The sequence below is a fragment of the Exiguobacterium sp. s78 genome, assembly GCF_018618985.1.
GTDB lineage: Bacteria > Bacillota > Bacilli > Exiguobacteriales > Exiguobacteriaceae > Exiguobacterium_A > Exiguobacterium_A abrahamii.
In genome coordinates, this window is the sequence record NZ_JACSNB010000002.1 from 61,296 (window position 1) to 87,050 (window position 25,755).

The 25,755-nt window shown below is 46.6% G+C and carries 25 protein-coding genes and 1 riboswitch; of the genes, 12 read left to right on the forward strand and 13 right to left on the reverse strand.

The window, feature by feature from the left end; translation table 11 throughout:
• Positions 1-65: 65 nt before the first annotated feature.
• The 3 genes from KNQ18_RS11770 to KNQ18_RS11780 form a co-directional block, all read right to left on the reverse strand.
• Positions 66-623, reverse strand: coding sequence for a hypothetical protein (locus tag KNQ18_RS11770; RefSeq protein ID WP_149426644.1), 558 nt, complete (start codon positions 621-623; stop codon positions 66-68).
• 345 nt (positions 624-968) lie between these two features.
• The gene (locus tag KNQ18_RS11775; RefSeq protein WP_058265449.1) at positions 969-2,660 is read right to left on the reverse strand and encodes a DHA2 family efflux MFS transporter permease subunit; all 1,692 of its coding nucleotides are present in this window, start codon (positions 2,658-2,660) and stop codon (positions 969-971) included.
• Between the two features lie 12 nt (positions 2,661-2,672).
• Positions 2,673-3,329 carry an HlyD family secretion protein gene (locus tag KNQ18_RS11780; RefSeq protein ID WP_149426645.1) on the reverse strand — a complete coding sequence of 219 codons (657 nt, stop codon included), beginning with the start codon at positions 3,327-3,329 and terminating at the stop codon, positions 2,673-2,675.
• Positions 3,330-3,521: 192 nt separating this feature from the next.
• Between KNQ18_RS11780 and KNQ18_RS11785 the strand changes: the two genes are divergently transcribed.
• Positions 3,522-4,127 carry a TetR/AcrR family transcriptional regulator gene (locus KNQ18_RS11785; RefSeq protein ID WP_050677328.1) on the forward strand — a complete coding sequence of 202 codons (606 nt, stop codon included), beginning with the start codon at positions 3,522-3,524 and terminating at the stop codon, positions 4,125-4,127.
• A 42-nt stretch (positions 4,128-4,169) separates the two neighbouring features.
• Here KNQ18_RS11785 and KNQ18_RS11790 read toward each other — a convergent pair whose 3' ends face one another.
• Together KNQ18_RS11790 and KNQ18_RS11795 are read right to left on the reverse strand one after the other, a co-directional pair.
• Complete coding sequence (locus KNQ18_RS11790) at positions 4,170-5,261, reverse strand: diguanylate cyclase (RefSeq protein ID WP_231884709.1); 1,092 nt, start codon at positions 5,259-5,261, stop codon at positions 4,170-4,172.
• Positions 5,262-5,399: 138 nt separating this feature from the next.
• On the reverse strand, positions 5,400-5,855 hold the full coding sequence (locus tag KNQ18_RS11795; RefSeq protein ID WP_087682215.1) for a MarR family winged helix-turn-helix transcriptional regulator: 456 nt from the start codon (positions 5,853-5,855) through the stop codon (positions 5,400-5,402).
• Between the two features lie 165 nt (positions 5,856-6,020).
• Positions 6,021-6,209, forward strand: a riboswitch (Lysine riboswitch).
• Between the two features lie 131 nt (positions 6,210-6,340).
• Between KNQ18_RS11795 and KNQ18_RS11800 the strand changes: the two genes are divergently transcribed.
• The 6 genes from KNQ18_RS11800 (at position 6,341) to bcaP (ending at position 14,399) form a co-directional block, all read left to right on the forward strand.
• The gene (locus KNQ18_RS11800; RefSeq protein ID WP_055969897.1) at positions 6,341-7,822 is read left to right on the forward strand and encodes an amino acid permease; all 1,482 of its coding nucleotides are present in this window, start codon (positions 6,341-6,343) and stop codon (positions 7,820-7,822) included.
• Positions 7,823-8,353: 531 nt separating this feature from the next.
• Positions 8,354-10,114 carry a solute:sodium symporter family transporter gene (locus tag KNQ18_RS11805; protein ID WP_149426646.1) on the forward strand — a complete coding sequence of 587 codons (1,761 nt, stop codon included), beginning with the start codon at positions 8,354-8,356 and terminating at the stop codon, positions 10,112-10,114.
• A 60-nt stretch (positions 10,115-10,174) separates the two neighbouring features.
• Positions 10,175-10,357, forward strand: a complete 183-nt coding sequence (locus tag KNQ18_RS11810) for a hypothetical protein (RefSeq protein ID WP_035399267.1) — start codon at positions 10,175-10,177, stop codon at positions 10,355-10,357.
• Between the two features lie 69 nt (positions 10,358-10,426).
• Positions 10,427-11,374, forward strand: coding sequence for a peptide-methionine (S)-S-oxide reductase MsrA (gene msrA / locus KNQ18_RS11815; RefSeq protein ID WP_215084918.1), 948 nt, complete (start codon positions 10,427-10,429; stop codon positions 11,372-11,374).
• A 67-nt stretch (positions 11,375-11,441) separates the two neighbouring features.
• A complete protein-coding gene (locus tag KNQ18_RS11820) occupies positions 11,442-12,737 on the forward strand; it encodes a DUF2252 domain-containing protein (RefSeq protein WP_149426648.1) in 1,296 nt (431 codons plus the stop codon).
• Positions 12,738-12,962: 225 nt separating this feature from the next.
• Complete coding sequence (bcaP, locus tag KNQ18_RS11825) at positions 12,963-14,399, forward strand: branched-chain amino acid transporter BcaP (RefSeq protein WP_047391976.1); 1,437 nt, start codon at positions 12,963-12,965, stop codon at positions 14,397-14,399.
• Between the two features lie 46 nt (positions 14,400-14,445).
• On the opposite strand, the gene KNQ18_RS11830 is transcribed toward bcaP, so the two are convergent.
• Entirely contained in the window at positions 14,446-16,107 is a 1,662-nt protein-coding gene (locus KNQ18_RS11830; RefSeq protein ID WP_149426649.1) for a glycerol-3-phosphate dehydrogenase/oxidase, read from the reverse strand.
• Between the two features lie 32 nt (positions 16,108-16,139).
• Entirely contained in the window at positions 16,140-17,108 is a 969-nt protein-coding gene (locus tag KNQ18_RS11835; RefSeq protein WP_149426650.1) for a Gfo/Idh/MocA family oxidoreductase, read from the reverse strand.
• A 57-nt stretch (positions 17,109-17,165) separates the two neighbouring features.
• Here KNQ18_RS11835 and KNQ18_RS11840 point away from each other — a divergent pair, with 57 nt between their 5' ends.
• The 3 genes from KNQ18_RS11840 to KNQ18_RS11850 all read left to right on the forward strand — a co-directional run bounded on the left by KNQ18_RS11840 (position 17,166) and on the right by KNQ18_RS11850 (position 18,929).
• On the forward strand, positions 17,166-17,432 hold the full coding sequence (locus KNQ18_RS11840; RefSeq protein ID WP_050677319.1) for a DUF5327 family protein: 267 nt from the start codon (positions 17,166-17,168) through the stop codon (positions 17,430-17,432).
• Between the two features lie 60 nt (positions 17,433-17,492).
• A complete protein-coding gene (locus KNQ18_RS11845) occupies positions 17,493-18,143 on the forward strand; it encodes an SDR family NAD(P)-dependent oxidoreductase (protein ID WP_023466746.1) in 651 nt (216 codons plus the stop codon).
• Positions 18,144-18,218: 75 nt separating this feature from the next.
• Positions 18,219-18,929 carry a thermonuclease family protein gene (locus KNQ18_RS11850; protein WP_353049774.1) on the forward strand — a complete coding sequence of 237 codons (711 nt, stop codon included), beginning with the start codon at positions 18,219-18,221 and terminating at the stop codon, positions 18,927-18,929.
• A gap of 41 nt (positions 18,930-18,970) precedes the next feature.
• On the opposite strand, the gene KNQ18_RS11855 is transcribed toward KNQ18_RS11850, so the two are convergent.
• The 4 genes from KNQ18_RS11855 to KNQ18_RS11870 form a co-directional block, all read right to left on the reverse strand.
• On the reverse strand, positions 18,971-19,948 hold the full coding sequence (locus tag KNQ18_RS11855; RefSeq protein ID WP_149426653.1) for a cation diffusion facilitator family transporter: 978 nt from the start codon (positions 19,946-19,948) through the stop codon (positions 18,971-18,973).
• 32 nt (positions 19,949-19,980) lie between these two features.
• A complete protein-coding gene (locus tag KNQ18_RS11860; RefSeq protein ID WP_215084920.1) occupies positions 19,981-20,766 on the reverse strand; it encodes a glucose 1-dehydrogenase in 786 nt (261 codons plus the stop codon).
• A 17-nt stretch (positions 20,767-20,783) separates the two neighbouring features.
• Positions 20,784-21,635, reverse strand: coding sequence for a GRP family sugar transporter (locus tag KNQ18_RS11865; protein WP_174514744.1), 852 nt, complete (start codon positions 21,633-21,635; stop codon positions 20,784-20,786).
• Positions 21,636-21,777: 142 nt separating this feature from the next.
• On the reverse strand, positions 21,778-23,406 hold the full coding sequence (locus KNQ18_RS11870; RefSeq protein WP_064300491.1) for an ABC1 kinase family protein: 1,629 nt from the start codon (positions 23,404-23,406) through the stop codon (positions 21,778-21,780).
• 165 nt (positions 23,407-23,571) lie between these two features.
• On the opposite strand from KNQ18_RS11870, the gene KNQ18_RS11875 reads away from it, so the two are divergent.
• Positions 23,572-24,177 carry a trimeric intracellular cation channel family protein gene (locus tag KNQ18_RS11875; protein ID WP_023466752.1) on the forward strand — a complete coding sequence of 202 codons (606 nt, stop codon included), beginning with the start codon at positions 23,572-23,574 and terminating at the stop codon, positions 24,175-24,177.
• 2 nt (positions 24,178-24,179) lie between these two features.
• Positions 24,180-24,548 (forward strand): DUF423 domain-containing protein, encoded by a 369-nt coding sequence (locus tag KNQ18_RS11880; RefSeq protein ID WP_023466753.1) that lies wholly within the window; start codon positions 24,180-24,182, stop codon positions 24,546-24,548.
• A 97-nt stretch (positions 24,549-24,645) separates the two neighbouring features.
• Here KNQ18_RS11880 and KNQ18_RS11885 read toward each other — a convergent pair whose 3' ends face one another.
• Positions 24,646-24,795: a hypothetical protein gene (locus tag KNQ18_RS11885; RefSeq protein WP_023466754.1), complete on the reverse strand. Its 150-nt coding sequence runs from the start codon at positions 24,793-24,795 to the stop codon at positions 24,646-24,648.
• Between the two features lie 103 nt (positions 24,796-24,898).
• On the reverse strand, positions 24,899-25,675 hold the full coding sequence (gene hemQ / locus KNQ18_RS11890) for a hydrogen peroxide-dependent heme synthase (protein ID WP_050677313.1): 777 nt from the start codon (positions 25,673-25,675) through the stop codon (positions 24,899-24,901).
• Positions 25,676-25,755 lie beyond the last annotated feature (80 nt).

The window sequence follows — 25,755 nt, forward strand, 5'->3', positions numbered from 1 at the left end:
CGTTATTTGTCAGAAAACAAAAAAAGACGATTCCCGATAGGAAATCATCTTTCGTTGCATTCGAATTAAGAGACTTTTCGTTCCTCGTCTTGATCTTGAGCAACAGTCGTTAGCTTCTTTTTCATAAGACGAATCCGGTATAAGGCAAATAGATAATGGGCGAAATAGATCGTAAAACCAAGGAAAATCGTTAACGCTACATGAAGTTGAACGCCAGGAACAGCATGAAGCTGTATAAAGAGCAAGACAGCCATTGCCATCGTATAAAGCACCATTTCCACCGATTGTGGCATGACGCGTTGACGTTTTAAGAAAAAGGAACGTATGAGTGGCAGAACGACGAGACTGACGAGACGATCAACCAGTCCGATGACAAGCACGCTGATCACCATCGCTAAACCATTTTCAAAAGCGATTAACCGTGGGAAGACAAGATAGGTGACGAGTAATAGTGGTCCAACTAATAAAAAGATTGAAATCGAGGCACGTGCGAATACGAAGAGCCCGTTGACACTTGTTAAAAAGGCACGAACGATCTTTTGTGACCAAGGGGATGGTCGACCAACTTGCCAAGCAAAACAACAAGCAAAGATGAACGCATAAAATTGCAGAAAGGCAACCATAAAGCATCTCCTTTAGATATGAAACTCATTGTCCCTAGTGTATCGATTTTAAGGCTGAAGTGCAAAGAAGAACTTTTCGTAAAGTATAAGAAAAGAGGCTGACTCAAAAAAGAATGACGCGTCTTTTCACGCCCTTTCTTCAGGCGAGACACAAGCCAGTTTTCCTGCTTTATTCAAGCAGGAAAGCGGGTCTTGTTTGTCTCTGACAGCGCAAAGATGCGCTTTTTCCTGTAGGAGTTGCGTGAAACGCGTCATTCTTTTTGTTATGAGGTAAGGGTGGCAGATCATCATTCTGCCACCCTTACCTTTGTGGAAACTGACTTTTGAGTCAGCCCCTTTCGTCAATCAATCCAGATTCGGTTCTTTTTTTCCGTGCAAGAAGAAGGACAGAATCAGTGCAAGCGCAGATAAGACGGTTGCAATCCAGAACGCATCGGTGATCCCTTGAATCGTTGCTTGTTTCGTCAGCATCGTAAACCAACTCGTTGAAGCGGCTTGTGAGCTACCCAGCTGTTGTCCAAGATCGTTTAAATGTTGCGAAAGCGTCGGGTCGAGCGTCGTAAACTGATTCGCGTCGTCTGCCAAGTGAGCCGTCGTTTGACGGGTCATGACGGTGACGAGAATTGCCGTTCCGATGGAGCCGGCGACTTGACGAAGTGTGTTTTGTGTCGCGTTTCCGTGCGGGATCATCTTCATCGGTAAAGCGTTCATACCGGCAGTCATGATTGGCATCATGATGAATGCCATACCGAATGACCGAAGCATGTAGATACCCATGATGGAATAATACGATGTATCCATGTTCAATTGCGTCAATTCCCATGTCCCGTACGTCATCAACGTCAAACCGAAGATAGCGAGCGGTCGAATACCGAAGCGGTCAAATAAACGACCGGCAATCGGTCCGGTGATTCCCATGATTAGTGATCCGGGTAAAAGGAGAAGACCTGAATCGACCGGTGAAAAACCGCGAATGCTTTGAAGGTAAATCGGTAAAAGTAACATCCCACCGAACAACGCCATCGTAACGATGACATTGATAAAGAGGGTGAACGAAAATTCCGGCACTTTCAACACGCGAATATTCAACATCGGATCTTCCATCGACAGCTCACGCATTGCGAAAGCAGCAATTCCAATTAAGCCGATGACGATCGTGCTGATGACGATCGGGCTATCCCAGCCGTCATTCCCGGCTTCACTGAATCCGTAAAGGAGACTCCCGAATCCGATCGTACTGAATAAGACGCCCAGTGCGTCAAAAGAAGGTTTCGAGAGTGGCTGCGTCAGGCGGAACCAAGCCGTACCGAGTAACAACGTCACTAATCCAAAGAACGACATCGCATAAAACATGACGTGCCAGTCATAGTTTTGGATGACATATCCTGTGATCGTAGGTCCGACAGCAGGAGCGAGAATCATCGCGATTCCGAGCATTCCCATGGCAGCACCGCGCTTATGCGGTGGGAACAATGTCATGAAGACGTTTGATCCGAGTGGCATCAAGATACCAGCCCCCGCTGCCTGAACGACACGACCGATCATCATGACCGGGAAGTTCATTGCCATCGAACAGATGACCGATCCGAAGAAAAACAGTGTCATCGAAGCGAGGAACAGCTGGCGGAACGTATAGCTTCGCATCAAAAAGGCACTGATCGGAATCAAAATCCCGTTAACGAGCATGAAGCCCGTCGTCAACCACTGGGCAGTGGACGTCGACACGTTGAAGTCATTGATCAGAACTGGTAACGCGACATTAATCAACGTTTGGTTCAAAATAGCAATGAACATACCGATGAGTAAGACCGTCAGTACTTTCGGAATACTGACGTTTTCAGTCGATACCTGTTTTGAAGGTGCTGCGACTGGTGGTGTCACGGTCATCGTCGGTTCCGCCTCGAGGGATTCCTCAAGAGTCGGTCCGTCCGTCGCCAGCGCCGTGTCGGATGAGCGACTTCGACGGGCGATCCAGTTGACGCCGATGATGATCAGAATCGTGAACGCACTGTATCCGAACAAGAAGGTAGTAGACATGAACGTCCCTCCTTAATCCTTATGAATGCGGACGGTCACATTCATACCAGGTCGAATGTCGAGTGATTTTTCTTGCGAGAGTGATACTTTAACTGGAATGACTTGTGCGACTTTCGTGTAGTTCGCGTTTCCGTTTGAAGAAGGCATCATTGAGAACGTGGAAGCCGTCGTCATACCGATTTGCTCGACTTCACCAGAAAGTGTCGTGTCCGGATAGCTGTCGACATAGACATCCACTGTTTGTCCGACTTTGATTTCATCGATTTCTGTTTCTTCGATGTTCGCTGTGACCCAAAGGTCGTTTAAGTCAAAACCATAGGCGAGAGGTGTACCTGCTGCGACGAAGCCGTTCTTTGTCGCCATCGACTGAACGATCGTTGCTTTTGAGGGCATTGAAACAGAGAGGTCCGTCGATTTTTGTCCGGCTTGTGCCGTCATGACGTGTCCGACTGTTGCTCCACTGGCGAGTGATTCGCCTGTTTTCGCAGACCAGTCTGTTAATTTACCAGCGCTTGGGCTCGCAACCGTTATCATCTTACCGTCGATTTTCGCATTGTCTGTTTTGACATAGCTCGTTGCTTGATCGTAATAGTAGTATCCGACAACACCACCACCGATTAAAACGATGAGTGTCACGATATTGATGATCAATAATTTTTTCATACTCATGGGTGTGTTAGCATCCTTTCTTGTGTACAATCGATTCAAAAAAAGTACTCCTCTGGGGGGAGGAGTAATTAATATAGTTAATTATATGGATCATTAGCTAACAAACAACCGACAATTTCCGACAAAATGTTGGAAAAATAGATGATAACGGATTCATTAATGAAAAGAGGATGAAAAAGGAGTGAAATATGGATGAATGAGAGCCGTGATCCCCGACCAAAACGGTCACGTGACCGTATTACAATGGAATTATTTCGTTTATTGAAGACGCACAGCTTCTCGAGTATTACTGTCAAAATGCTGACGGATGGAGCCGGTGTGAACCGTTCGACCTTCTACGCACACTATACGGATAAGTATGATTTGCTCGACCAAATCGTTGAGGAGCAAATGAAGGCACTTGAACAAGCAATTCGGATCACGGGTACAGGAACTGTCTTTCCGACAGTCGAGCAGGTGAGTCGCTATTTTGCTCGTTTGTTCATTCATATCGAAGAAAATGAATTATTCTATCAAACGATGCTCGTTCAAGGACCGATCAAAACGTTCATCTCCCGTTTTCTCGATACATTGAAAGATAACTATCGTCTTGTGTTTCGACCGCAAATCACAGAAGAAGCTACGTTCGTCGATCGGGACTTATTATTGAACTATGTCATTGGTGGACAGTTGGGATTGTTGATTTCTTGGTTACGAAACGGTCGACCGTATTCATCAGAGTATATGGCAGAACAATTAAGTCGGATGATCGTCTTTGGAACGGTTGAGAGTATCGGTTTTCCTAAAGAGACGGAATGAGGACGTAAAAAAGACACTTCCCTGCGGAAGTGTCCAATCAGTTTAAGCCTGTCGGAATGCGAGTTCTTTCGTATAGATCGTACTCCGATTCCGTCCGCTTTCTTTTGAATAATACAACGCTTTATCTGCCTGTTGTAATGCTTCAAGTGACGTATGCGAACCACTGGAATGTGAAATCCCAAGTGAGATCGTAATTTGTAGATCAGGTACATCTGCTGTCGGGAACAGGTTACGTGCGACCGTCAGCCGAGCTAGTTCTGCTATTTTTTGCGCTTCTTTCGCCGAAGTACTTGGTAAGATGATTAAAAATTCTTCACCACCGTACCGTCCGACGAGGTCGTCTGGACGCGTCAAGGAAGCGAGAGTCATGCCGAGTTGGCGTAACACATCATCGCCCGCATCATGACCATATGTATCATTGACATGCTTGAAGAAATCGATATCGATGAGCACAAGTGAATAGCCTTGATCGGTCGAACCGACAAGCGATAGCGAGTCATCCAGACGACGGCGATTGGCGAGCCCTGTCAAAGCATCCGTCATGGCGAGTTTCTGCTGATACTGGATGTTTTCGAAGTGACGGCGTAATTCCGTCAGTAATCGAAAGGCAACAAAGCCAGCTAATAAATTAAAGAAGACGTACGCAATCGAGATTTTAAAGAATGTCGACCAGCTGTGCGTCAAGATGTAGATGGCGGGTAACGAATAGAGAATACCGACCAACACCATAAGTTGAAAATGACGCATCGAGACATGGACGAATCGACGAATGATCCCAATCGTCGTGATGAATAAGACGATGATCAGCGTAGATAAATAAAATCCTTCCATTTGATCAACTGGTGTTAAAAAGTAACGTGTCCCGATGATCATTGCTCCTGCAACGATGGCGCTTGGGAAACCACCGAACAGCATGGCGATCGCGACGGGAACGATACGTAAATCAACACGGGCGACATCGATTTGGATCCCATTGAACATTAATAAGACCGCAATCAGACCAGAGACTGCTCCGAGTATAAGTCGAATGCTCCATTTGGAGTTCAATGAAATACGCGGTTGATTCCGAAACGGTAAGAACAAGAGAGTAATCGTTGTGAACAGTAGACAAAAGTTAATGATGAATTGATTCATGATGGACAACAAATCCTCCCAACTCCCCCAGCTAACAGATTTCCATATATATACTTCCAGTATACTCAAGTAGATAACGGTTAGACAGAGGGAAATCTTTAGACCAAAATAGAAAAAACGGTAGAAAATCTACCGTTTTTAAGAAGATGAAGTAAGGGTATCCTCATCCATCGTCTGTAAAATTTTATCAAAGACATGAATCATCGTTTCGAGCTCTTCTTCCGTCAATGTACCGAAGCGGTCTTGTAAATAGTTTTTCCGGACGATTTCGAGATCCCGAAATGCACGTTCCCCGTCCTCCGTCAAAGCGAGTACGATTGAACGACGATCTTCCGTCGAACGTGTCCGTGTGACATATCCTTGTTTATACAGCTTATCCGTCAAAGCAGTGACTTGACTCGTCGCGAGCTCAAATTGTTCCGCAAGAAGCGTCGGGCGCTGAGGACCATTTTCTGAAAGGCTTCGTAAGATGAAAAACTCACTCCGGGTCGCCGTTCCTTCAAATAGCCGGTTAAGTTCACGTCGCAGGGTACGAAGAATGACACGCATTTGTTCCTCGAGTCGATAAGTTAGCAAATCACGTTCCTGTGGCATGCAAGCAGCATCCTTTCTCTCAGTGGACTTCTACCATTTAGTGTACTAAACATATCGGATTTTTACCATCGACTACCCCAGATTCGAAAAAGGCAATTGACAATTTCGTGGCGTTTTGTGTAATATGGCGTAGTAATAACTAACTTAATTCAGTTCTCACTCAACCAGTGGGATGGAGGTTGCAGTTCTTAAGAGTACGGTTACGGATGTCGTCAAGCGACAGATGAGGTGACCTGAAAGGAAGAATTGCCGAAATCAATCATCGCTTTGAAGATGATCGATTGGGATTAGATCAAATAGGTCTAATACTGTCACAAGTCGGGTATCACCTACTTGTGGAGAGCTATCTTTCACGACGGTAGAATGAGGCGCATCCATTTTATTATGTTGCGTTCTCATCTTCCATCTGGAAGATGAGGGCGCTTTTTGTTTTTTCATTCAAAAAGTGTCCTCTCAAAAATTTATTAAAGAGAGAAGCGAACGAAATGAACAATCTAGATGTGAAACAAACAACAGATTCGACAGCAGAAGGATTAAAACGTGGATTACAAGCCCGTCATATGTCAATGATCGCCATCGGTGGAGCGATCGGAACAGGACTCTTCATTGCGTCCGGTGCTTCCGTCGCAGCAGCAGGACCAGGTGGGGCGCTCCTATCGTATGCAATCGTTGGTCTGATGGTCTACTTCCTCATGACAAGTCTTGGTGAAATGGCAGCGTATATGCCGGTCGCTGGATCCTTCTCGACCTATGGAACGAAATTCGTCGATCCATCATTCGGCTTTGCGCTCGGCTGGAACTACTGGTACAACTGGGCAGTCACGATCGCAGTCGAGCTCGTCGCAGCACAAATCGTCATGACATATTGGTTCCCGGATGTTCCTGGATTTTATTTCAGTGCCTTGTTCCTCTTACTCATGATTGGCTTGAACTACTTCTCCGTTAAGGGATTCGGGGAAGCGGAGTATTGGTTTGCGATGATTAAAGTCGTTACCGTCATCGTCTTCTTAGTCGTCGGTGTTGCGATGATTTTTGGTGTCTTTACATCAGAGCCACCGGTTGGCTTTAAAAACTTTGCACTTGGCGATGCACCGTTCGTCGGTGGGATTCCTGCCGTCATCGGTATCATTCTCGTTGCCGGATTCAGTTTTCAAGGTACAGAACTGGTCGGGATTGCCGCGGGTGAGTCGGAAGATCCGAAAAAGAATGTTCCAAAAGCAGTCAAACAAGTCTTCTGGCGCATCTTGCTTTTCTACGTCTTCGCGATTTTCGTCATCGGAATGCTCATTCCGTATACGAGTCCGAACTTGGTTTCCAATGACATTACGGACGTAGCGGTTAGTCCGTTTACGCTTGTCTTTGAAAAAGCGGGTCTTGCCTTCTCAGCAGCACTCATGAACGCCGTCATCTTGACGTCTGTTCTATCTGCCGGAAACTCAGGTATGTATGCTTCGACTCGGATGCTTTATACGCTTGCTCGCCAAGGGGATGCACCGAAGTTGTTCGCGAAAGTATCGAAAAACGGTGTACCGCGTAACGCTTTGCTCGCAACAGGAGCAATCGGTGCACTCTGTTTCTTGACGTCGATGTTTGGTGGACAAGTCTACTTGTGGTTACTCAATGCTTCGGGGATGACAGGCTTCATCGCATGGCTCGGGATTGCAATCAGTCACTATCGTTTCCGTAAAGGATTCCTTGCACAAGGTCACTCGTTGAAAGACTTACCATATGTTGCACCAGCGTTCCCGTTTGGTCCGCTGTTCGCATTCGGTCTTTGTTTCCTCGTCATCGTTGGTCAAAACTACGCAGCATTCCTTGCGGATCAAATCGATTGGGTCGGAATTGCCGCAACGTATGTTGGTATTCCATTATTCCTTGCCTTCTGGTTAGGACACAAATTCAAAAATCGGACGTCAATCGTTCGTTATGACGAGATGGACTTCCCAGAACATCCACGTCAATCATAATGTGTGAACCACCTTCTATAAATGAAGGTGATTGAGATTGAAGACAAAGTGCAATTTTTCTCTGATGAGTCTGATGAGAAAGATTGCGCTTTTTTGTTCGTTTCGAATCGTTTTCCTGGGACAAGCATCGCGCCGCTTCGCTGCAGGGTCACTCTTGCTTGTTTTTCCCTAGGAAGCGATGTCGAGTCAACAAAACGATTCTCTGATTCTCCTTCCAGAATGACACGTTACACGCCACTCCTACAGGAAAAAGCGCAATTTTGCGCTGTCAGAGACAAACAAGACCCGTTTTCCTACTCGAATAGAGCGGGAAAATTGGCTTGTATCTCGCCTGAGGAAAGGGCGTGAAGACGAGACATTTTTGAGTCAGCCCATTTTTCTGCAATCGGAACCACCTTCTAGAATGAGGGTGTTTTTTTATTCCCTTAAATGAAAACGTTCTCTAAAATATAGTTTTGAAAAAGTATAAAAAAGGAATTAATGAATACATATTCAAAAATAGAAAAATGAATAAAGAACAGGGGGAGACGCATGACTACATCTGAATTATTTTTTACATTAGGTTCTGCGACGTTTTTCATGTTGCTCGTTGCCTACATATCCTACCGATTGACGCGTGGGAAAACACAAGGCGTCGATGAATACTTCTTAGCGGGGCGAGGGCTAAGTGGCGTTTTCATTGCCGGATCGCTACTGCTGACGAATTTGTCGGCAGAACAGTTGATTGGACTAAACGGACAATCCTTCATGGGAAACATGTCGAGTATGGCGTGGGAAGTCACGGCAGGATTTGCTGCCATCATCATGGCCATCTATCTGCTCCCAAAGTTTCTCGGGCTCGGTATCTCGACGTTACCGGAATACTTAAGTCACCGGTATGACGAGACGGTTCGCCGGATGACAGTCTTACTCTTTTTGCTCGGATATATGTGCGTCACGATTCCTTCAATGCTTTATTCAGGTGGGATTGCTGTCTTGCAACTGTTCGATGTTCCAGAGCTATTTGGTCTCAGTTATACGCAGTCCCTTTGGTTAGTCGTCTGGGTCGTCGGGATCATCGGAGCGATTTATGCGATTTTTGGTGGTCTACGTGCGGTGGCTGTCTCGGATACTTTGAACGGGATCGGGCTTGTCTTCGTCGGATTCCTAGTTCCGGTGCTTGGCTTTATTGCACTAGGTGACGGGAATTTACTTCAAGGGATGAAGACGATTGCGACTGTGCAACCGGAAAAGCTGAACGCAATCGGAAGCTCAACCGATGCCGTTCCGTTCTTCTCGATTTTCACGGGTATCCTATTTGCGAACTTATTTTATTGGTCACTCAATCAATATGTCATTCAACGTGTGCTCGGGGCAAAAGATTTGAAGGAAGGACAGAAGGGCGTCCTCATGACAGGGTTCTTGAAGTTATTAGTTCCAATCTTCATGCTGATTCCTGGGATCATTGCCTATCACTTGTATGGGAACACACTAACAAGCGGTGATTTATCATATCCTCGACTCATTACGGAGTTACTGCCGGTCTCGCTGATGGGATTTTTCTTGGCTGTCTTACTCGGAGCCGTCTTTAGTTCGTTTAACTCGTTGCTAAATAGTATTGCGACACTTTTCGTCCTCGATATCTATCAGCCGGTGTTTGCGAAAGAGGCGAGTGATGAACATTTGATTCGTGTCAGTAAATGGTTCGGAACGATTGTTGCCTTAATCTCTTTCATCATCGCACCATTCTTGATGTACGCGCCGGACGGCTTATGGAGTTTGATCCGGCAATTCACAGGATTTTTCAACATTCCGATTCTCGTCATCGTATTAATGGGGATTTTCATGAAACGAATTCCGGCAATTGCGGCGAAAATCGTCATCGTCTTTCACGTGTTCGCGTATTACTTATTCGTCTTCGGTTTCAAACAACTGCTCGGCTGGGATCATGGCATTAGCTATATTCATGGGTACGGTATTCTACTCGTGATTGAAGTGCTGTTTATGGTATTCATGGGATATCGTTATCCGGTCGTCCAGTCAAGAAAGGTCAATCGACGACAGTCTGTCGAGCTCACTCCATGGAAGTTCGCGATTCCGGTCTCAATCTTATTATGCACATCCATCATTTGGACGTACGTTCTGTTTTCAAAAATCGGACTGGCTTCTACAGCAGGAATCGTATCGATTTGGTTCTGGCCGGTTACGTTAGGACTTGTCATTGCAACGATCGTATTATGGCGTGTGTCGCTAAACGCTTGGGAAGCGAAGTACCGGACCTATCTCGAAGAAGAGTACCGTCAAGCCGAATAATCCTCTCGCAGAAGACATGACATATCGGGTAAGATGAAAGAAAAACAGGAGGCGATCTTCGTGAATTACTGGTACCACTTCAAGCGTGCCTTCTTACCGATCGCATTATTGCTTGTGACGCTTGCCTTGTACCAAATGATTTATCGTTTGAATAACATCTGGTATTCGCTCGGAGGACTTCTTCTTGTCTTTGCGGCGATTTACTTCGTCATGCGTCGTCTAAAAGCGAACCCAGAGGATTGAATGAGCAGGAAAGTCGAGTCCATTCTCTGAACGAGGTAAAATAGACACATACAGAGGAGGGGAAGATAGATGGCAAAAGCAATATTTGCAGGTGGTTGTTTCTGGTGCATGGTCAAGCCATTCCATAAATATGATGGGGTAGAGCAGGTCATTTCAGGATATACCGGTGGTCATACAGAGAACCCGACTTATAAAGAGGTCTGTTCGGAAACGACAGGTCACTTGGAGGCGGTTGAAGTCACGTACGATCCGTCCGTTATTACGTACGAAGAATTACTCGATATCTTCTGGCGTCAAATCGATCCGACAGATGGCGGAGGTCAATTCAATGACCGTGGTGAATCGTACCAACCGGCTATCTTTTATGTCGATGAAGCACAACGTGAAGCAGCTGAACGTTCGAAAGCAGCGCTTGACGCATCAGGACGCTTCTCGCGTCCAGTCGCGGTAGAGATTCGTCCAGAAAAGCCGTTTTGGCCAGCCGAAGAATATCACCAAGATTATTATAAAAAGAATCCGTTCCGTTATCAGATGTATAGTGTCGGCTCAGGTCGGGCGAAATTCATCAAGGAAGCGTGGAAGGACCAAGGTAAGGAAAAAGAACTGAAAGAGCGTCTGACACCAATTCAGTATAAAGTCACACAAGAGAACGGGACAGAACCCGCTTTCCGTAACGAATACTGGGATGAAGAACGTCCAGGACTGTACGTCGATATCGTCGATGGTACACCACTCTTCACATCGAAAGATAAATTCCAGTCAAACTGTGGTTGGCCGAGTTTCGCTAAACCGATCTCAGAAGACAAGATGGAAGTCGAACTCGATACGAGTCACGGGATGACGCGGACGGAAGTGCGTTCTGCGAATGCGGATAGTCACCTCGGTCATATCTTCGATGATGGTCCGACAGAACTTGGTGGTCTTCGCTATTGTATCAACTCAGCAGCATTACGATTTATTCCGCTTGAAGAGCTTGATTCGGCAGGATATGGGGAATATAAAAAACATTTCGAGTAACACGTAAGGAGCAGTCAAACGATTTCGTTTTGACTGCTCTTTTTTCAAATGGAAGGGAGAGAATTGAATGTTTCGACCCGTGTATGAAGAGATTCGACAAATGACGATTGCGAAGGTACTTGATTTCTACGATCACGAAATCCGTCAGCTCGATGAGCAAGCACGTCAGGAAAAGTACGACAAGATGAGCTTGAGTCCGTTTCGCTTTTTCCGTGGGAGTTCGCATCTGTTTTATTATGACGTGACGCGAATCCCCCTTGGTTTTGATACGCCTCGCGATAAACCGACCTGGATTCAGGGAGATCTTCATTTTGAGAATTTCGGTGTCCATGGCAATGCGAAGGGAGAGATCATCTACGACGTCAATGACTTTGATGAAGGATACTTAGGATCTTATTTATATGATTTGATTCGCATGGCGGTCTCCGTCCGGTTATTCGCTGAAGAGGCAGGGTACGACCCGACTCCTGCGATTCGTAATTATGTCCTTGAATACTTACACGATTTAAAAAAGTACGCTCTTGGAAAAGATCCGAGTGATGTTTGTTTTACGCGAGAAAATACAAAAGGACCAATCAAAAAGTTGATCAAAAAAGCAGAAAAGAAACGTGAGGAATTAATGGGAGAGCGGACGGAACTGGTGGATGGCGTGAGACGTTTTTGTACATTACCAGATATGGCAGCGATAGATGATCCGACGCGAATGGCGATTGAGTCTGCTTGGTCCTCCTATATCGAAACGATTGATGCCGAGGATCGTCGTGACGAATCGTTCTATACGATTAAGGATATCGTTCGTAAGCTAGACAGTGGAACGGCATCGATTGGTCTTGAGCGCTATTACATCCTAATTGAGGGGGAGGGAGGGGAAGAGGATTTGATTCTAGAGATGAAACAAGCTCAAACTTCTGTTCCTTCATTGTTCCTTCCCGTCTATCGTCCTGAAGCAGAAACGGTTCATCAAGGACGCCGGATCATTACGTCTCAAAAAGCGATGCAGGCACACGAAGATCCATATCTTGGTTATTTGACGATTGGTCAAAAGGAATATTATGTACGTGAGCGTTCACCGTATAAGAAAAAGCTAAAAGCAAAGCATATCAAAAGTCAGGATGATCTCGAGAATGTCTTATGCATTCAAGGTCAAATTACCGCCAAAGTGCATGCACGGGCGGATCAGGATGCCGGGATTAAAGAAAAAATTTTAACGCATCATGCCGACGTTGAAATCATCCAAGCCATCGGTATTTCAGACACTGCTTTCTTAGAACAAATCGAGCGTTGGTCAGAAGCCTATGTGACACGAACAAAGCTGGATTACCAAGTGTTTTTGGAGTGGGTGAAGACCCGAAAAACAAATTAAAAACCTAACAAACTGAGACTTGTCAGATGGGTGTGTAACATGTGTTACACATCCATCTTTTTTGTACGGATTTTTTTGTTTAACGAATGAAAGCGTTCAACAAAATAGAAATAGGTATAATGACCTATATCAATTTATCAGAAAACTTCGTAAATTTTTGATTAAGTTCTTACGGACAACTCGCTCCGTAGGACGAATCATAACAGGTACAGGGGGAAAGACATCATGAGTTTGACGCGGAAAAAAGATGTTTCCGCTATGATTGCTGCAAGTAAACGAAACAGTGGACTTGCTCGAAATCTTGGCGCGATGGATTTAACGTTTTTAGGAATTGGCGCCATCATCGGAACCGGAATCTTCGTTTTGACAGGAACAGGAGCATTGACTGCAGGACCAGGACTTATCGTATCATTCATTCTATCTGCCATCGCCTGTGGTCTAGCTGCTCTTGCTTACGCTGAATTCGCATCAACGATTCCGGTCAGTGGATCCGTCTATACGTACACGTACGCAACGATGGGAGAGATCTTCGCTTGGATCATCGGTTGGAACTTGATCCTCGAATATGGACTCGCCTCCAGTGCCGTTGCAGCCGGTTGGTCTGGGTACTTCCAGTCCTTACTTGCAGGATTCAACATCCATGTGCCAACAGCCTTATCAGCAGCTCCTGGAGCAGTCGAAGGAGCCAAGACATACTTCAACCTTCCAGCATTCTTAATCCTCTTTGCCATTACGGCATTGTTGTCGATGGGAATCAAGGAAACGAAACGTGTCAACAACATCATGGTCGTCATCAAGGTCGCAGTCGTCATTCTCTTCATCGTTGTTGGTGTCGGCTACGTTGAGCCATCGAACTGGACACCGTTCACACCATTTGGTTGGGGAGGCGTCTTCTCAGGTGCCGCAATCGTCTTCTTCGCGTACATCGGCTTTGATGCCGTCACATCAGCAGCTGAAGAAGTCCGCGATCCGCAAAAAAACTTGCCACGCGGGATCATCGGTTCACTTGCTGTTTGTACAGTCCTTTACGTCATCGTCGCAGCCATCATGACGGGTATCGTACCGTACCAACAGTTCGCTGGTGTCGATCATCCAGTCTCACTTGCGATTCAAATGGCCGGTCAAAGCTGGGTAGCTGGATTCATCGATCTCGGTGCGATCCTCGGGATCACAACAGTCATTCTCGTCATGACTTACGGAATGGTGCGTCTTGCATTCGCCATCTCGCGTGACGGAATGTTCCCGAAAGTGTTCTCTGAAGTGCATCCGAAGTACCAAACACCATTCAAGGCGACTTGGATGATCGGACTGGGTAGCTCACTCGTTGCTGGATTCGTTCCGCTCGATGTCATCGCAAACCTCGTCAACATGGGTACACTCGCAGCATTCGTCTTGATCTCTGTCGCTGTCTTGATTCTTCGTAAGACACAGCCCGATCTCCCGCGTGCGTTCAAATGTCCAGGTATGCCATATGTGCCGATCGCAGCAATCGCTGCATGTCTTTTCTTGATGTTCAACTTGAAACTCGAGACATGGATTGCTTTTGGAATCTGGCTTGCTATTGGTTTAGTCCTTTACTTTACGTTTGCACGTAAGAGTTCGAATTTACACCCAGGCAACATGCCGGCAGCGGAACTCGCTGCTTCGAAAGAAGAACAGTAACATACAAGAAGACCCGGTCGCCTGAAGGCGATCGGGTCTTCTGATGTTATGAAAGTGGAACAGGTCCTTTGACGCGGACCGCATCAAATTCACGACGAATGCTTTCATTGGCTCTCGCTTCATCTTCTGCCGACCAGCCGAGTTCGCTACGCATCAAGGCGAGAACACCATCTGCGTACTGTTCAGCGTGAGGGAAATCAAAGAAGACGGCCGAGGCACGACGGTTCAAGAAGTCGCCGGGTTGCATGACGAGCTCAGCTTCTAATCCATATAGAAGGGCGCCGAACCAGTGTAACGGTAATTGATAACGAGCCGCCTCGTCACCACGTGTCCGAATCAATTCGTAGACACGTTCGACATTCGTACCGTAACGTTGGATGAGCCATGTCGCCTCATTCGGTGACAATCCGAGTGCTTCTCCTTTTGGTTGTTGTTCCTTCAAGTAGCGGGCAAATCCTTTACTTCCTTGTGGATGACCACCACCAAGCAAGATATCGTGCGTACGGGAAGCGAGGTAAATCCGATTTTCTTCTGTCTTGAATTGGTCTGCGACCATATCGATAATTCGTTCTGCCATCTTCCGGTACCCGGTCAACTTCCCACCAGCGATTGACATCAGACCGGATTTCGAGACGAAGATTTCATCTTTTCGAGACAGTTCACTCGGGTCCTTTCCATCTTCATGAATGAGTGGGCGTAGTCCAGACCATGTCGATTCGACGTGTTCAGGTCGTAACTCGACGTTGAACATTTGATTCGTCGCCTCTAGGATATAATCCTGATCCTCGACAGTGACACCCGGCTCAAGAATATCTCCTTTATAGTTCGTGTCAGTCGTTCCGACATAGGTTTTCCCTTCGCGTGGAATCGCAAAGATCATCCGACCATCTGGAACGTCGAAATAAACAGCCTGTTGGAGTGGGAAATGCGCTTGATCGATGACGAGATGAATCCCTTTCGTCAGGTGGAGCGATTTCCCAGCTTTCGAACCATCTTTTTCACGTAGTTCGTCGACCCACGGACCGGTTGCATTGATGATTTTCTTCGCCCGAATCGTATACGTTTTGTCACTTAAGATGTCACGGACTTCGACACCGACAACTTTTCCATTGTGGTAGACGAGCGATTCAGCCTTCGTATAGTTGACGGCACGTCCACCGTAACCAACGGCTGCCTTTAAGACTTCGACTGTCAATCGGGCATCATCCGTTTTATATTCGACATAACGACCACCACCGACTAAGTGTTCCGAACGTAATAGTGGCTCGTAACGTAATGTTTCTTCTTTACTGAGCATCGTCCGGCGTTCATTGCGTTTGACGCCTGCGAGCTGGTCATAGACGCGTAGGCCGATTGATGTCGAGAAGCTGCCGAACGTTCCGCCTTCGACGAGTGGAAGCATCATCCACTCCGGCGTCGTCACGTGTGGGGCGTTCTCATACACGATGGCACGTTCTTTTCCGACTTCGGCAACCAGTTTGATTTCGAACTGCTTCAGATAACGCAATCCACCATGGACGAGTTTCGTCGATCGGCTCGATGTCCCTTCGGCGAAGTCCTGCATCTCAATCAATCCTGTCCGCATGCCTCGACTTTGTGCGTCAAGCAAAATACCGGCTCCTGTGATACCGCCCCCGATGACGAGCACGTCTAAAAGTTCTTGTCCCATCTCTTCTAACCAAGCTGTCCGTTCCGTACTTGAAAACATCTTGTCTTCCCCCTGTTCGTCTGAATGGATAGTTAGTCTACTTCTATCCATGTACCCGATTTTGCACTCTTTTGAGCACGATCAATGATTTTCATGACGAGTTCAGCCTGTTTCGGAGAGACAGGTGGGGTTGTTCGCTGTCGAATGGTTGGCGCAAGGTCTGTATAATAATCCCCAAATTGCCCGGAGACAAAAGGAAAGTCTTCAAGGGGGCCGTTTGCTTCAGCCAATTGATACGTCGCGCGTTTCGTATCGACTTCATCGACGAAATAGCTAGCATTTGTCCCATGTACCATTAGCGAAGGACCAACAGCCGGAACGATGGAACCGATGTGTAAAATAGCGCGTCGTGTACCGAATGCTAAAATCAGATGTGTATAGTCATCAACGATCCCACCTTGCCGTTGAATCGTTTGGTCACAAAAGACGCGATCCGGAATTTCATCGAAGGCGACGAGTGCTTGATCGATCAAGTGTGATCCAAGATCGTACAAGAGACCAGCACCGGGTACGTCCTGTTCGCGCCAACGATTTTCAACGTCTGGACGATAGCGATCATAATGCGCTTCGAACGTTTGTATCGTGCCGAGACGTCCGGATTCGAGTAAGGTCATCAGCGTTCGAAAGTCCTTCGTATACCGACGATTATGATAAACTGTCAGTAACCGATCGTGTACACGTGCTAGTTCTGTCAACGTTTCGGCTTCTTCGAGCGTGACAGTGAACGGTTTCTCGACGAGTACATCACAGCCCGATAGCAAAGCGAGACGCGCAAGTGGATAATGTAGCTCATTTGCTGTCGCGATGACGACTAAATCAATCTGTTCTTTAGCGAGCAGGGCTTCAAGTGTCGAATAAACAGGTAGCGTCGCGTCGTAAGCAGCGACTGCTTCCGGACGACTCGACTGAACAGCGACTAACTGATAATCAGGTGCGTGTAAATAAGGAGCATGTAAATGTTCACCGGCAATACCAAAACCAACTAAAGCGGTACGAATCATGGAAAACACATCCTTTTCAAGTTCATACCCTCAATTTACCATAAGGAGGAATACAAGATGATTACGGAACAACACATCATCGAAAAGATGCGTCAAGCGATGCAACGCATTGAGCAAACGACAGGAGCCGCGCAGAAAGAGCAGATTGCAGCAATGAAAACGTACTGTGAACTATTACTTGAATCTGAGGCGACATCAAGTTCAACGATATCGCTACCTACGTCAACACCTCAGGCAACACCAACAGTCGATCCGATGTTAGCGCGTTTCATGGGTGTTTCGCAGGAGAAAGAAGAAAAAGGCACTTCATTGCTCGATTTTTGAATGAAATGACGCGATTCAGGGAATAACCATCACAGTTGAAATGAGAAGGGGAGATACGTCATGAAAACAGTAATCGTCATCGGAGCAGGGCCAGGAAACGGATATGAAATCAGTAAACGATTCGGAAAAGAAGGCTTTCAAGTCGTTTGTGCGGCGCGGACACAAGAAACACTCGCAGCCGTCATCACGGAACTAAAAGAAGCGGGCGTGGAAGCGGTCGGAGTGGAATGTGATGCTTCTCGAAAAGCCGATATCGCATCACTCATCGAATGGACAGAGGAGCAATACGGACAAGTCGATGTCTTAGTCTACAATGCTTCGATTTTACATCAAGCGTCTGTCCTCGAAGTTTCGGCAGAACAGATTACGAAAGAGTTCGAAATCGACGTACTCGGTGCACTGCATGCCGCACAACTCGTTGCTCCATCGATGCAGGAACGGAAAGACGGCGTTATCCTGATTACTGGAGGCGGCGCTGCGATGCAAGCGATCAAATCGTTACCAGGGCTTTCAATCGGGAAGGCAGGCGTTCGCCAAGTGACGCATATGTTACATGATACGTTGAAGGAAGATGGTGTCTACGTCGGAACTGTCACGATTGCCGGGGAAGTGAAGCGTGGAACGGCACTTGATCCGAAAAATGTAGCGGAAGCGTTCTATCAACTTTATACGAACCGAAATGAAGTTGAAACGGTTCTTTCAGCAGACTAACGAATAAACAAGATAGCGTATGCGGGTTCGGGCTTTGACCGAATCCGTATTTTCATGGAAAGGAGCGAAACAGAAGTGAGACGATATGCAATGATGAGTCTACTTTTTTTATTCGTTCTCATCGGTTGTGCATCAGAAGAAACCGATTTGCTTGGCATTAAGCAACCGGATGGCGAAAAAATCACGAAGGCGACGGTCGAACGCGTCATCGATGGGGATACGTTAAAAGTAAAGTTGGCGGATGGGAAAACGGAGGACGTTCGTTTACTGCTCGTTGATACACCGGAAACCGTCAAACCGAATACACCGATTCAACCATATGGAACGGAAGCTTCAGCATTTACGAAAGAGACCTTACCGAGTGGGACAGCGATTCGGTTGGAGCGTGATCATTCCCGGACTGATCGATACGGAAGATTACTCGCATACGTCTGGTACGGCGATAAGATGTTGAATCAGGAGTTACTTCGAAAAGGACTCGCACGTGTAGCGTTCGTCTATGAGCCAGACACACGTTATGTCGATATGTTCAAACAGATCGAACAGGAAGCCAAGCAGGCGAAGAAAAAGATTTGGGAGCACGATGGCTACGTCACAAATCGTGGCTTCGACGCTCAAGCGATTACAGAAATGAAATCCTGCGACATCAAAGGCAACATCAATCGGTCGGGTAAAAAAATCTACCATGTACCGGGAGGTCAGTCCTACGATGAAGTGAAGCCAGAGCAACAGTTCTGTACGGAAAAAGAAGCAGAAGAAGCCGGATTCGTCCGCGCTGCACGCTAATGAATGCAAACAAAAAGCCATCGAAATCGATGGCTTTTTGTTTATTCTACAGGTGGTGAGGGGGATTGATACTGCTGTACTTTATCATCTTCATCAAAGGAAATCGTGACATCGGTGATCCCTTTAAGAATTCGGATTTGAAGTTCAAGCCGGTCCTTGATGTCGTCCGCTTGGGCAATCGTTAAGTTAGGATCCACTTCAATCTCTGTCTCGACATGGAAGTGATCCCCTTCCTTAATGACTTCAAGCTTTTCAATATCACGAACCGCTTCATCACGTAATAGGATTTCACCGATTTTAGCAGTCAGTACTTCATCAATCTCACCGAGCGCACCGGCAGCATTTTGAATAAAGACATTATAGACGACGTAGAACATCATCAGACCAATCAAAATCGATGCAATGCCCTCTGCTTGATAAAACGATGTGTAATGCGAAATCAGAACGGCAATGATCGCGATGATACCACCGAGAGTCGCAACAAGATCTTCCATGAAGACAAGACGTGTAGCTGGTTTTGCCTGCCCAAGATGAGTGAAGCTTTGTCCGACAAGCGTCAATCCTCGGGATTTGAGCCCGGTTTCATGAGCAATCTCGATCATTGCTTTATAAAAGACGCCGACTTCGAGGACAACACCAATTCCAAGTGCCGTCAAAATGATCCAAAGCCCAGTCGTCTCTTCGCCAGGACCGTGTGCGATATGCAAGATGCCTTCACGAATCGTCTCATACGCAAGGAGTGCGACGACGATGATTGCAGCAAGTAACACGAGGTTAACAAGCCGACCGAATCCGTTCGGGAATCGTTTCGTTGGTGCTTTTTTACTGAGAGCAGAACCGATATAGACGAAAAACTGATTCGCCGCGTCACCGATCGTATGCATCATTTCAGCGAACATTGCAACGTTCCCAGTCAAGATATAAGCGACGAACTTGATGATAGCAATGATCGTGTTGACGACAGCAGCAGCAAGTGCTGACTTATTGCCGCGACGGATCAATGAGAAAAAAGTGGCCATGAGCGGTTCTCTCCTTGTCTATTCAAAATAGGTTAACCGCGTCCTGCTTGGAACGATGGATAAAGTGTCATTCCGCCGTCCGCAAAGAGTGTGATACCAGTGACATAACTCGCTTCGTCCGACGCAAGCCATGCGGCAACGGCTGAAATTTCCTCAGGTTTTCCGATATTGCCCATTGGAATCATATTCTCGACTTCTTTTCGTTGTTCCGGATCTTCGAATTTTTCAGCGTTGATCGGTGTATTAATCGCACCAGGTCCAATCGCATTGACCCGAATTCCTTTTGGTGCATATTCCATCGCAAGGGTTTGTGTCATTAATTTAACGCCACCTTTACTTGCAGCGTAGTGGACGAACGTTGGCCATGGAATGATTTCATGAACACTCGACATGTTGATGATGCTACCTTTGACATCATGTTCGACGAAGTACTTCAGTGCTTCACGCGCACCGAGGAATGCCCCTGTTAAGTTGACGTCGATGACTTTTTGCCAGTCTTCGAGTGACATTTCATGAGATGCTGACGGCATCTCGATTCCTGCGTTATTGACGAAAACATCCAACTGACCAAAGTGAGCGACAGTCTCTTTGACGAGATTGATCATATCGTCTTCTTTTGAGACATCTCCTTGAATCGTGATGGCTTCGCCACCCTGTTTTTGAATCGATTCTGCGATTTTCTTCGCTTCTTCCGGATGACTGCGATAGTTGATGACGACACGCATACCTTCCTCTGCATAACGGCGGACGATGGCTTCACCGATTCCCATTGATCCACCTGTCACGATGGCTACTTTTCCCTTTAAACTTTCATACATGATGCTTCACTCCTTCATTATTGTTTCGTAAATCCAATCATGATCCCACCAGCAACGACTAAAATACAACCGATGATGACGAAGGTCATTTCTTTCTTTGTCTTCGTTTCTTTTAGTAAGAGGACACCGCCAATCGTTGAGATGACGACTCCTGTTTGAGATAAGGAGAAGCTCGTTGCGACTCCGACTTTTGCTGTGGCAAAAAGTAAAGCGACGTTCCCGACAGCCCACATGAGTCCACCGACTGTATTGCCGGCTGTTTTCTTCGTGAAGAGATCTCCTTCTCGTAAAGAAAGGAGAATCGCACTCACGACCATCCCGACAGCTTGTGGTAAGACTGCTTCCCATCCATTGATATCGAACCAACGGGCAATGACGACGTAGCCGACATACCCGACAGTCGAGATGAGAAGAAGCGTCAGTCCTTTTCCGATATTCTCATCTTCTTTACTCTTATCTTCCTTGTAAGACGTGAAAGCTGCTCCGGCAATGATCAATACAAGGGCACTGATTCCGAGAATCAACGCAGTTGTCGTTGACCACTCTCCAAAAGCGAGAACACCAAACAACGATGTTCCGACGAGTTGCATCCCTGTTGAGATTGGCATCGTCTTTGAGACACCCATTTGACGGAATGCGGCAAACTGATTTTTTTGACCGAGCGCCCAGAAGGCACCAGAAAAGAATCCGGCGACCCAAGCAGTCGTCGACAGCTCTGGGCTGACAAAAAAGAAGGTGACGATCGCGAAAAGCAACGCACCCAGAGTCGTACCGATAATTTGTTGCGCCGTTGAACCTCCGATTTTTGAGACGACGAGCGGCAACGATCCCCACATTAATGCAGGAACGATGGCAATTAAAATATCAATCAAGTGTTTCACCTCTCCTTACTGTTATCTCTCTACTTGAAGCTGTACCCCGCGAGACGCGAGGAAAAACCTCGAAGCGTGAAGAAGAATTATTCTGAAATAAAAAAACGCCCATCGAAATGGACGTTTACTGATATTTCGTTTATCGGAACGGTTCGTCAGCAATCCGGACGATTTGTCGTCCGATCCGTCGACCATTCCATAATGCGATGACGGCGATCGTCAAAGAAATGCCCATGACGTCATACTGCGTAAAATAATAGCCGAGATAGCTAAAGGGAAGACTGATGATCCCGACGAGTGAACTCGTCCACTGCCGGATTTTGAGTGATTCGATGTTCGCGACACGAGAGAACTTTTGTTGCTCCATGATCCGCCAACGCGTCGGTTCGCTGAGAGCGTCGTTGACAAGACGCGGGAAGGCGAGCAATCGCGCACCGTACGATCCAGCGATTTGAAGATAACGATTTTGGTTTTTTCCTTCATCATCGAGCCAACGCCGAACCATTGGTTTGGCTAACTCGAGTAGGTTGATTTGCGGTGAAAGAATCTGAAGAATCCCAAGAATCGTCGAGGCAGCACGACCGAAGAACGCAAACTCGGCAGGGAGCTGGATCGGTTCGTTTCGGACGAGCAATTCGATATCGGATAAGACCTTCTCAATCAGTTTCGTATCGACGTTTTCCATATCACTCTCGAGATAGAACGTGACCGCTTTTTCAATTGCTTGTCGGATATTTTGTTTATTCGCATTCGGCAACAGGAATCGTAAATCTTCGAGACCATCGACGATCGCATCATAATCTAATGTGACGAAGGATTGGAGGATTCGTTGAATCGCTCGCATGTCATCAGGCGTTGTCGCTCCAATCATCCCAAAATCAAGCAAGACGATTTTGCCGTCGGACTGGACGAGGACGTTGCCCGGGTGTGGGTCAGCGTGAAATTTCCCGCCGAACAGTAATTGCTCACCAGCGTTCAAGAAGAGATTACGCGCTAGTTCGTCACGATCAATCTGATGTTCCGCTAAATAATCGAGATCGGTGATACGTGTTCCGTCAATCCATTCCATGACGAGCACACGATTCGTACAATGTTCTTCATAATAACTCGGAATATAGATGACAGGATTCGTCTCATACATTTTTTTAAAGTAGAGACCGTTTTTTAATTCAGTTCGGTAATTCAATTCATCACCGATGACGAAGACCATTTGGCGATACAGACTTTGTAAATCAGTCGATTTGTTTAATGAAGTCCGGCGTAACATGGCAATGACGATGCGCATGGCACGGAAATCGGTTTTGATGATTTGTTCGATGTTCGGTCGCTGAACTTTGATCGCAACTTTTTTACCATTTGATTTTAAGATTCCGCTGTACACCTCACCAATCGAGGCAGAAGCGACAGGACGGGAACTGATATCCGAGATGATCTCTTCGATCGGCATACCCCAATCCTCTTCGATGATCTTACGTGACTCTCCAAGTTTACTTGAAGGAACTTTATCGACGAGTTCGGTCAGTTCCATCAAGACGGACGGAGGAAATAGATCGGCTCGAATCGACAAGAACTGACCGAGCTTGATCAGTAACCCTTCTAACCGTAATGCTTTTTTCTTATAGTCACGCGCAATCCGGATCATGATGCGCTCAAACTCTTCGTTGTTCGTACCTGGCCGGTTTTTCCGGGTGAATCGATAGATCGTAAAGATGTAACGTGCGAACATCGTCACGATGACGACGATGCGATAAAGCGCCCAACGTTTCATACGGTCACCTAGCTTCCTGTACAGTTTGTTTCAGTATAGGTTACTTTACCTAAAAACGTCACTCGCAAACGGTCGAAACGGTGACAGAAAATTAATGCTTTACGGAAACTAAAAAGAGAGTATAGTAAGTATTGGAATTTCTTTGTAGAAAGGTGAAATGTGCGCATGTCCTGGGACTTATTGAATATCATCGGCACGGTCGCTTTTGCGATGAGTGGTGCGATTGTTGCGATGGAAGAAAAATATGATTTATTCGGTGTCTGGTTACTTGCTTTGATCACAGCATTCGGCGGGGGTGCCATTCGTAATTTACTGATTGGTGTACCGGTATCCGCTCTCTGGTCGCAAGGTGGTCTCTTTTTAGTCGCGATTCTCGTTGCGTTGTTGATCTTCATGTTACCCCAGTTGTTCTTGCCGCACTGGACACGTTGGGGCGTCCTCGCGGATGCGCTCGGATTGTCTGCGTTTGCGATTCAAGGTGCTTTGATGGCGACAGCAAAAGGACTGCCATTGTCAGCAACGATTTCGGCTGCTGTGCTGACTGGTGTTGGTGGTGGAGTGATTCGCGATTTACTCGCTGGTCGGAAACCACTCGTCTTGCATAAAGAGATTTATGCGATGTGGGCCGTCATGGCAGCACTTGTGATTGATCGTTTCCAATTGACGAATCCTCTACATTTGTTCACATTGCTCGGACTCATCACTGTTTTACGTATGCTATCGTATTATTATGAATGGAATTTACCAGCACGACGGTTAGGGGGAGAATAAGCATGAAAGTTTTCATTATGATTGGCGCGATCTCGATGATGTTATCGGTCGCACTAGGTGCATTCGGTGCACACGCCTTAAAAGATATGTTGACGGAACGGATGCTCGCGAACTGGCAGACAGGCGTTCTTTACCAGATGGTACACTCGCTCGGTATCCTAGCACTCGGGGGACTCTTATTAAAAGCATCGATTCCACAATGGTCGTTGGCTGCATGGCTGATGCTCGCCGGAATCGTGTTCTTCTCCGGTAGTCTGTACGTCATGGCATTGACGAACGTAACAAAACTGGGTGCTATCACACCGATCGGTGGCGTCTTGTTCATCGCAGCATGGATCTTTGTCGCGATTGGTGCCTACAAAGGATTATGAGGATTGACCGTTTTTCTTCCGTCATGAAGAAAAACGGTCTTTTTTTGTATGAAAAACGCCTACTCGCGATGGAGTAGGCGTAGGTATCAAAACGAATTCATCGTTTTGTCGTTTGAGTTTTGTTTAGCTTCGATAATGCTTGCTCATAGCGATCCAGTACGCGATCTGCAACCGGTTTCAGCTCTTTTGAAAGCACAGCGAATTGCAATTCACGCGATCGTGTCGATCGGTTCATAGCATTCCCCATGGTAATTCCTCCTTACGTAATCAACCTACTATTTTATAGCCTGTTTTGTAGCCGCAAGGAGTATATTCCCATGAGATATTTCAATCAAACGTCATTCAACACATTAAAGTGCAAAATGAGTATTTAATTGTTCACTTTCGAGACGGTTCCCGATGAAGAACTCACCAAACTCACCGTACTTCGCGCTGACTTCGTCAAAACGCATTTCATAGACGATTTTCTTGAACTGAAGAATGTCGTCTGAGAAGAGCGTAACGCCCCATTCCCAATCGTCAAATCCAGTTGATCCACCGATGATTTGCTGAATTTTCCCAGCATAACTCCGACCAATCATACCATGACGATACATGAGCTCTTTTCGTTTCTCCATTGAAAGCGTGTACCAGTTGTCGCCATCGCGACGTGACTTGCTCATCGGATAGAAGCAGATGTGCTTCGCTTGCGGCAAGATTGGATAGAGACGATCACGCACGTAAGGGTTCTCGTATGGGTTTCCTTCGCCTGAACCACGGTACGTACCGAGTTCGACGACAGAAACGTAAGAATACGTCGGGATCAAGTAATCATAGAGATCGAGTTTCTGCATTTTGACTTCGACGTCTTGAATTTGTTCCATCGTTGGACGAAGAACCATCAAGACGAGATCGGCTTTTTGACCGATGATTGTATAAAGTGCGTGGCTTCCGTCTTTTGTCGCTTCGACACCAGAAAGCTCTGAGAGGAAAGCTTGGAACTCCTCAATCATGCGCGCGCGGTCTGTCGCGTCGACTTGTTTCAAGCGTGACCAATCGATCCGGCGGAAATCATGTAATGTATACCAGCCGTCGAGTGTTTCAGCGGCTTGTTGCGTAGCAGTCGGTTCAGATGTTTGGTGTTGCATGGGATGACCTCCTGAGTCTGAAATAAATTGTCTTTTTCCATATCCTATCTTATCACATTCTATTGAAACGCTTCGCCCGA

Bases quoted from the DNA above. Each gene is read 5' to 3' on its own strand.
- KNQ18_RS11855 (WP_149426653.1), bottom strand. From the start codon at position 19,948: ATGGCCACTTTTTTCTCATTGATCCGTCGCGGCAATAAGTCAGCACTT.
- KNQ18_RS11770 (WP_149426644.1), bottom strand. From the start codon at position 623: ATGGTTGCCTTTCTGCAATTTTATGCGTTCATCTTTGCTTGTTGTTTT.
- KNQ18_RS11885 (WP_023466754.1), bottom strand. From the start codon at position 24,795: ATGGGGAATGCTATGAACCGATCGACACGATCGCGTGAATTGCAATTC.
- KNQ18_RS11790 (WP_231884709.1), bottom strand. From the start codon at position 5,261: ATGAATCAATTCATCATTAACTTTTGTCTACTGTTCACAACGATTACT.
- KNQ18_RS11830 (WP_149426649.1), bottom strand. From the start codon at position 16,107: ATGTTTTCAAGTACGGAACGGACAGCTTGGTTAGAAGAGATGGGACAA.
- KNQ18_RS11785 (WP_050677328.1), top strand. From the start codon at position 3,522: ATGAATGAGAGCCGTGATCCCCGACCAAAACGGTCACGTGACCGTATT.
- KNQ18_RS11880 (WP_023466753.1), top strand. From the start codon at position 24,180: ATGAAAGTTTTCATTATGATTGGCGCGATCTCGATGATGTTATCGGTC.
- msrA (WP_215084918.1), top strand. From the start codon at position 10,427: ATGGCAAAAGCAATATTTGCAGGTGGTTGTTTCTGGTGCATGGTCAAG.
- KNQ18_RS11875 (WP_023466752.1), top strand. From the start codon at position 23,572: ATGTCCTGGGACTTATTGAATATCATCGGCACGGTCGCTTTTGCGATG.
- KNQ18_RS11870 (WP_064300491.1), bottom strand. From the start codon at position 23,406: ATGAAACGTTGGGCGCTTTATCGCATCGTCGTCATCGTGACGATGTTC.
- bcaP (WP_047391976.1), top strand. From the start codon at position 12,963: ATGAGTTTGACGCGGAAAAAAGATGTTTCCGCTATGATTGCTGCAAGT.
- KNQ18_RS11795 (WP_087682215.1), bottom strand. From the start codon at position 5,855: ATGCCACAGGAACGTGATTTGCTAACTTATCGACTCGAGGAACAAATG.
- KNQ18_RS11805 (WP_149426646.1), top strand. From the start codon at position 8,354: ATGACTACATCTGAATTATTTTTTACATTAGGTTCTGCGACGTTTTTC.
- KNQ18_RS11840 (WP_050677319.1), top strand. From the start codon at position 17,166: ATGATTACGGAACAACACATCATCGAAAAGATGCGTCAAGCGATGCAA.
- KNQ18_RS11780 (WP_149426645.1), bottom strand. From the start codon at position 3,329: ATGAGTATGAAAAAATTATTGATCATCAATATCGTGACACTCATCGTT.
- hemQ (WP_050677313.1), bottom strand. From the start codon at position 25,675: ATGCAACACCAAACATCTGAACCGACTGCTACGCAACAAGCCGCTGAA.
- KNQ18_RS11860 (WP_215084920.1), bottom strand. From the start codon at position 20,766: ATGTATGAAAGTTTAAAGGGAAAAGTAGCCATCGTGACAGGTGGATCA.
- KNQ18_RS11775 (WP_058265449.1), bottom strand. From the start codon at position 2,660: ATGTCTACTACCTTCTTGTTCGGATACAGTGCGTTCACGATTCTGATC.
- KNQ18_RS11835 (WP_149426650.1), bottom strand. From the start codon at position 17,108: ATGATTCGTACCGCTTTAGTTGGTTTTGGTATTGCCGGTGAACATTTA.
- KNQ18_RS11800 (WP_055969897.1), top strand. From the start codon at position 6,341: ATGAACAATCTAGATGTGAAACAAACAACAGATTCGACAGCAGAAGGA.
- KNQ18_RS11845 (WP_023466746.1), top strand. From the start codon at position 17,493: ATGAAAACAGTAATCGTCATCGGAGCAGGGCCAGGAAACGGATATGAA.
- KNQ18_RS11820 (WP_149426648.1), top strand. From the start codon at position 11,442: ATGTTTCGACCCGTGTATGAAGAGATTCGACAAATGACGATTGCGAAG.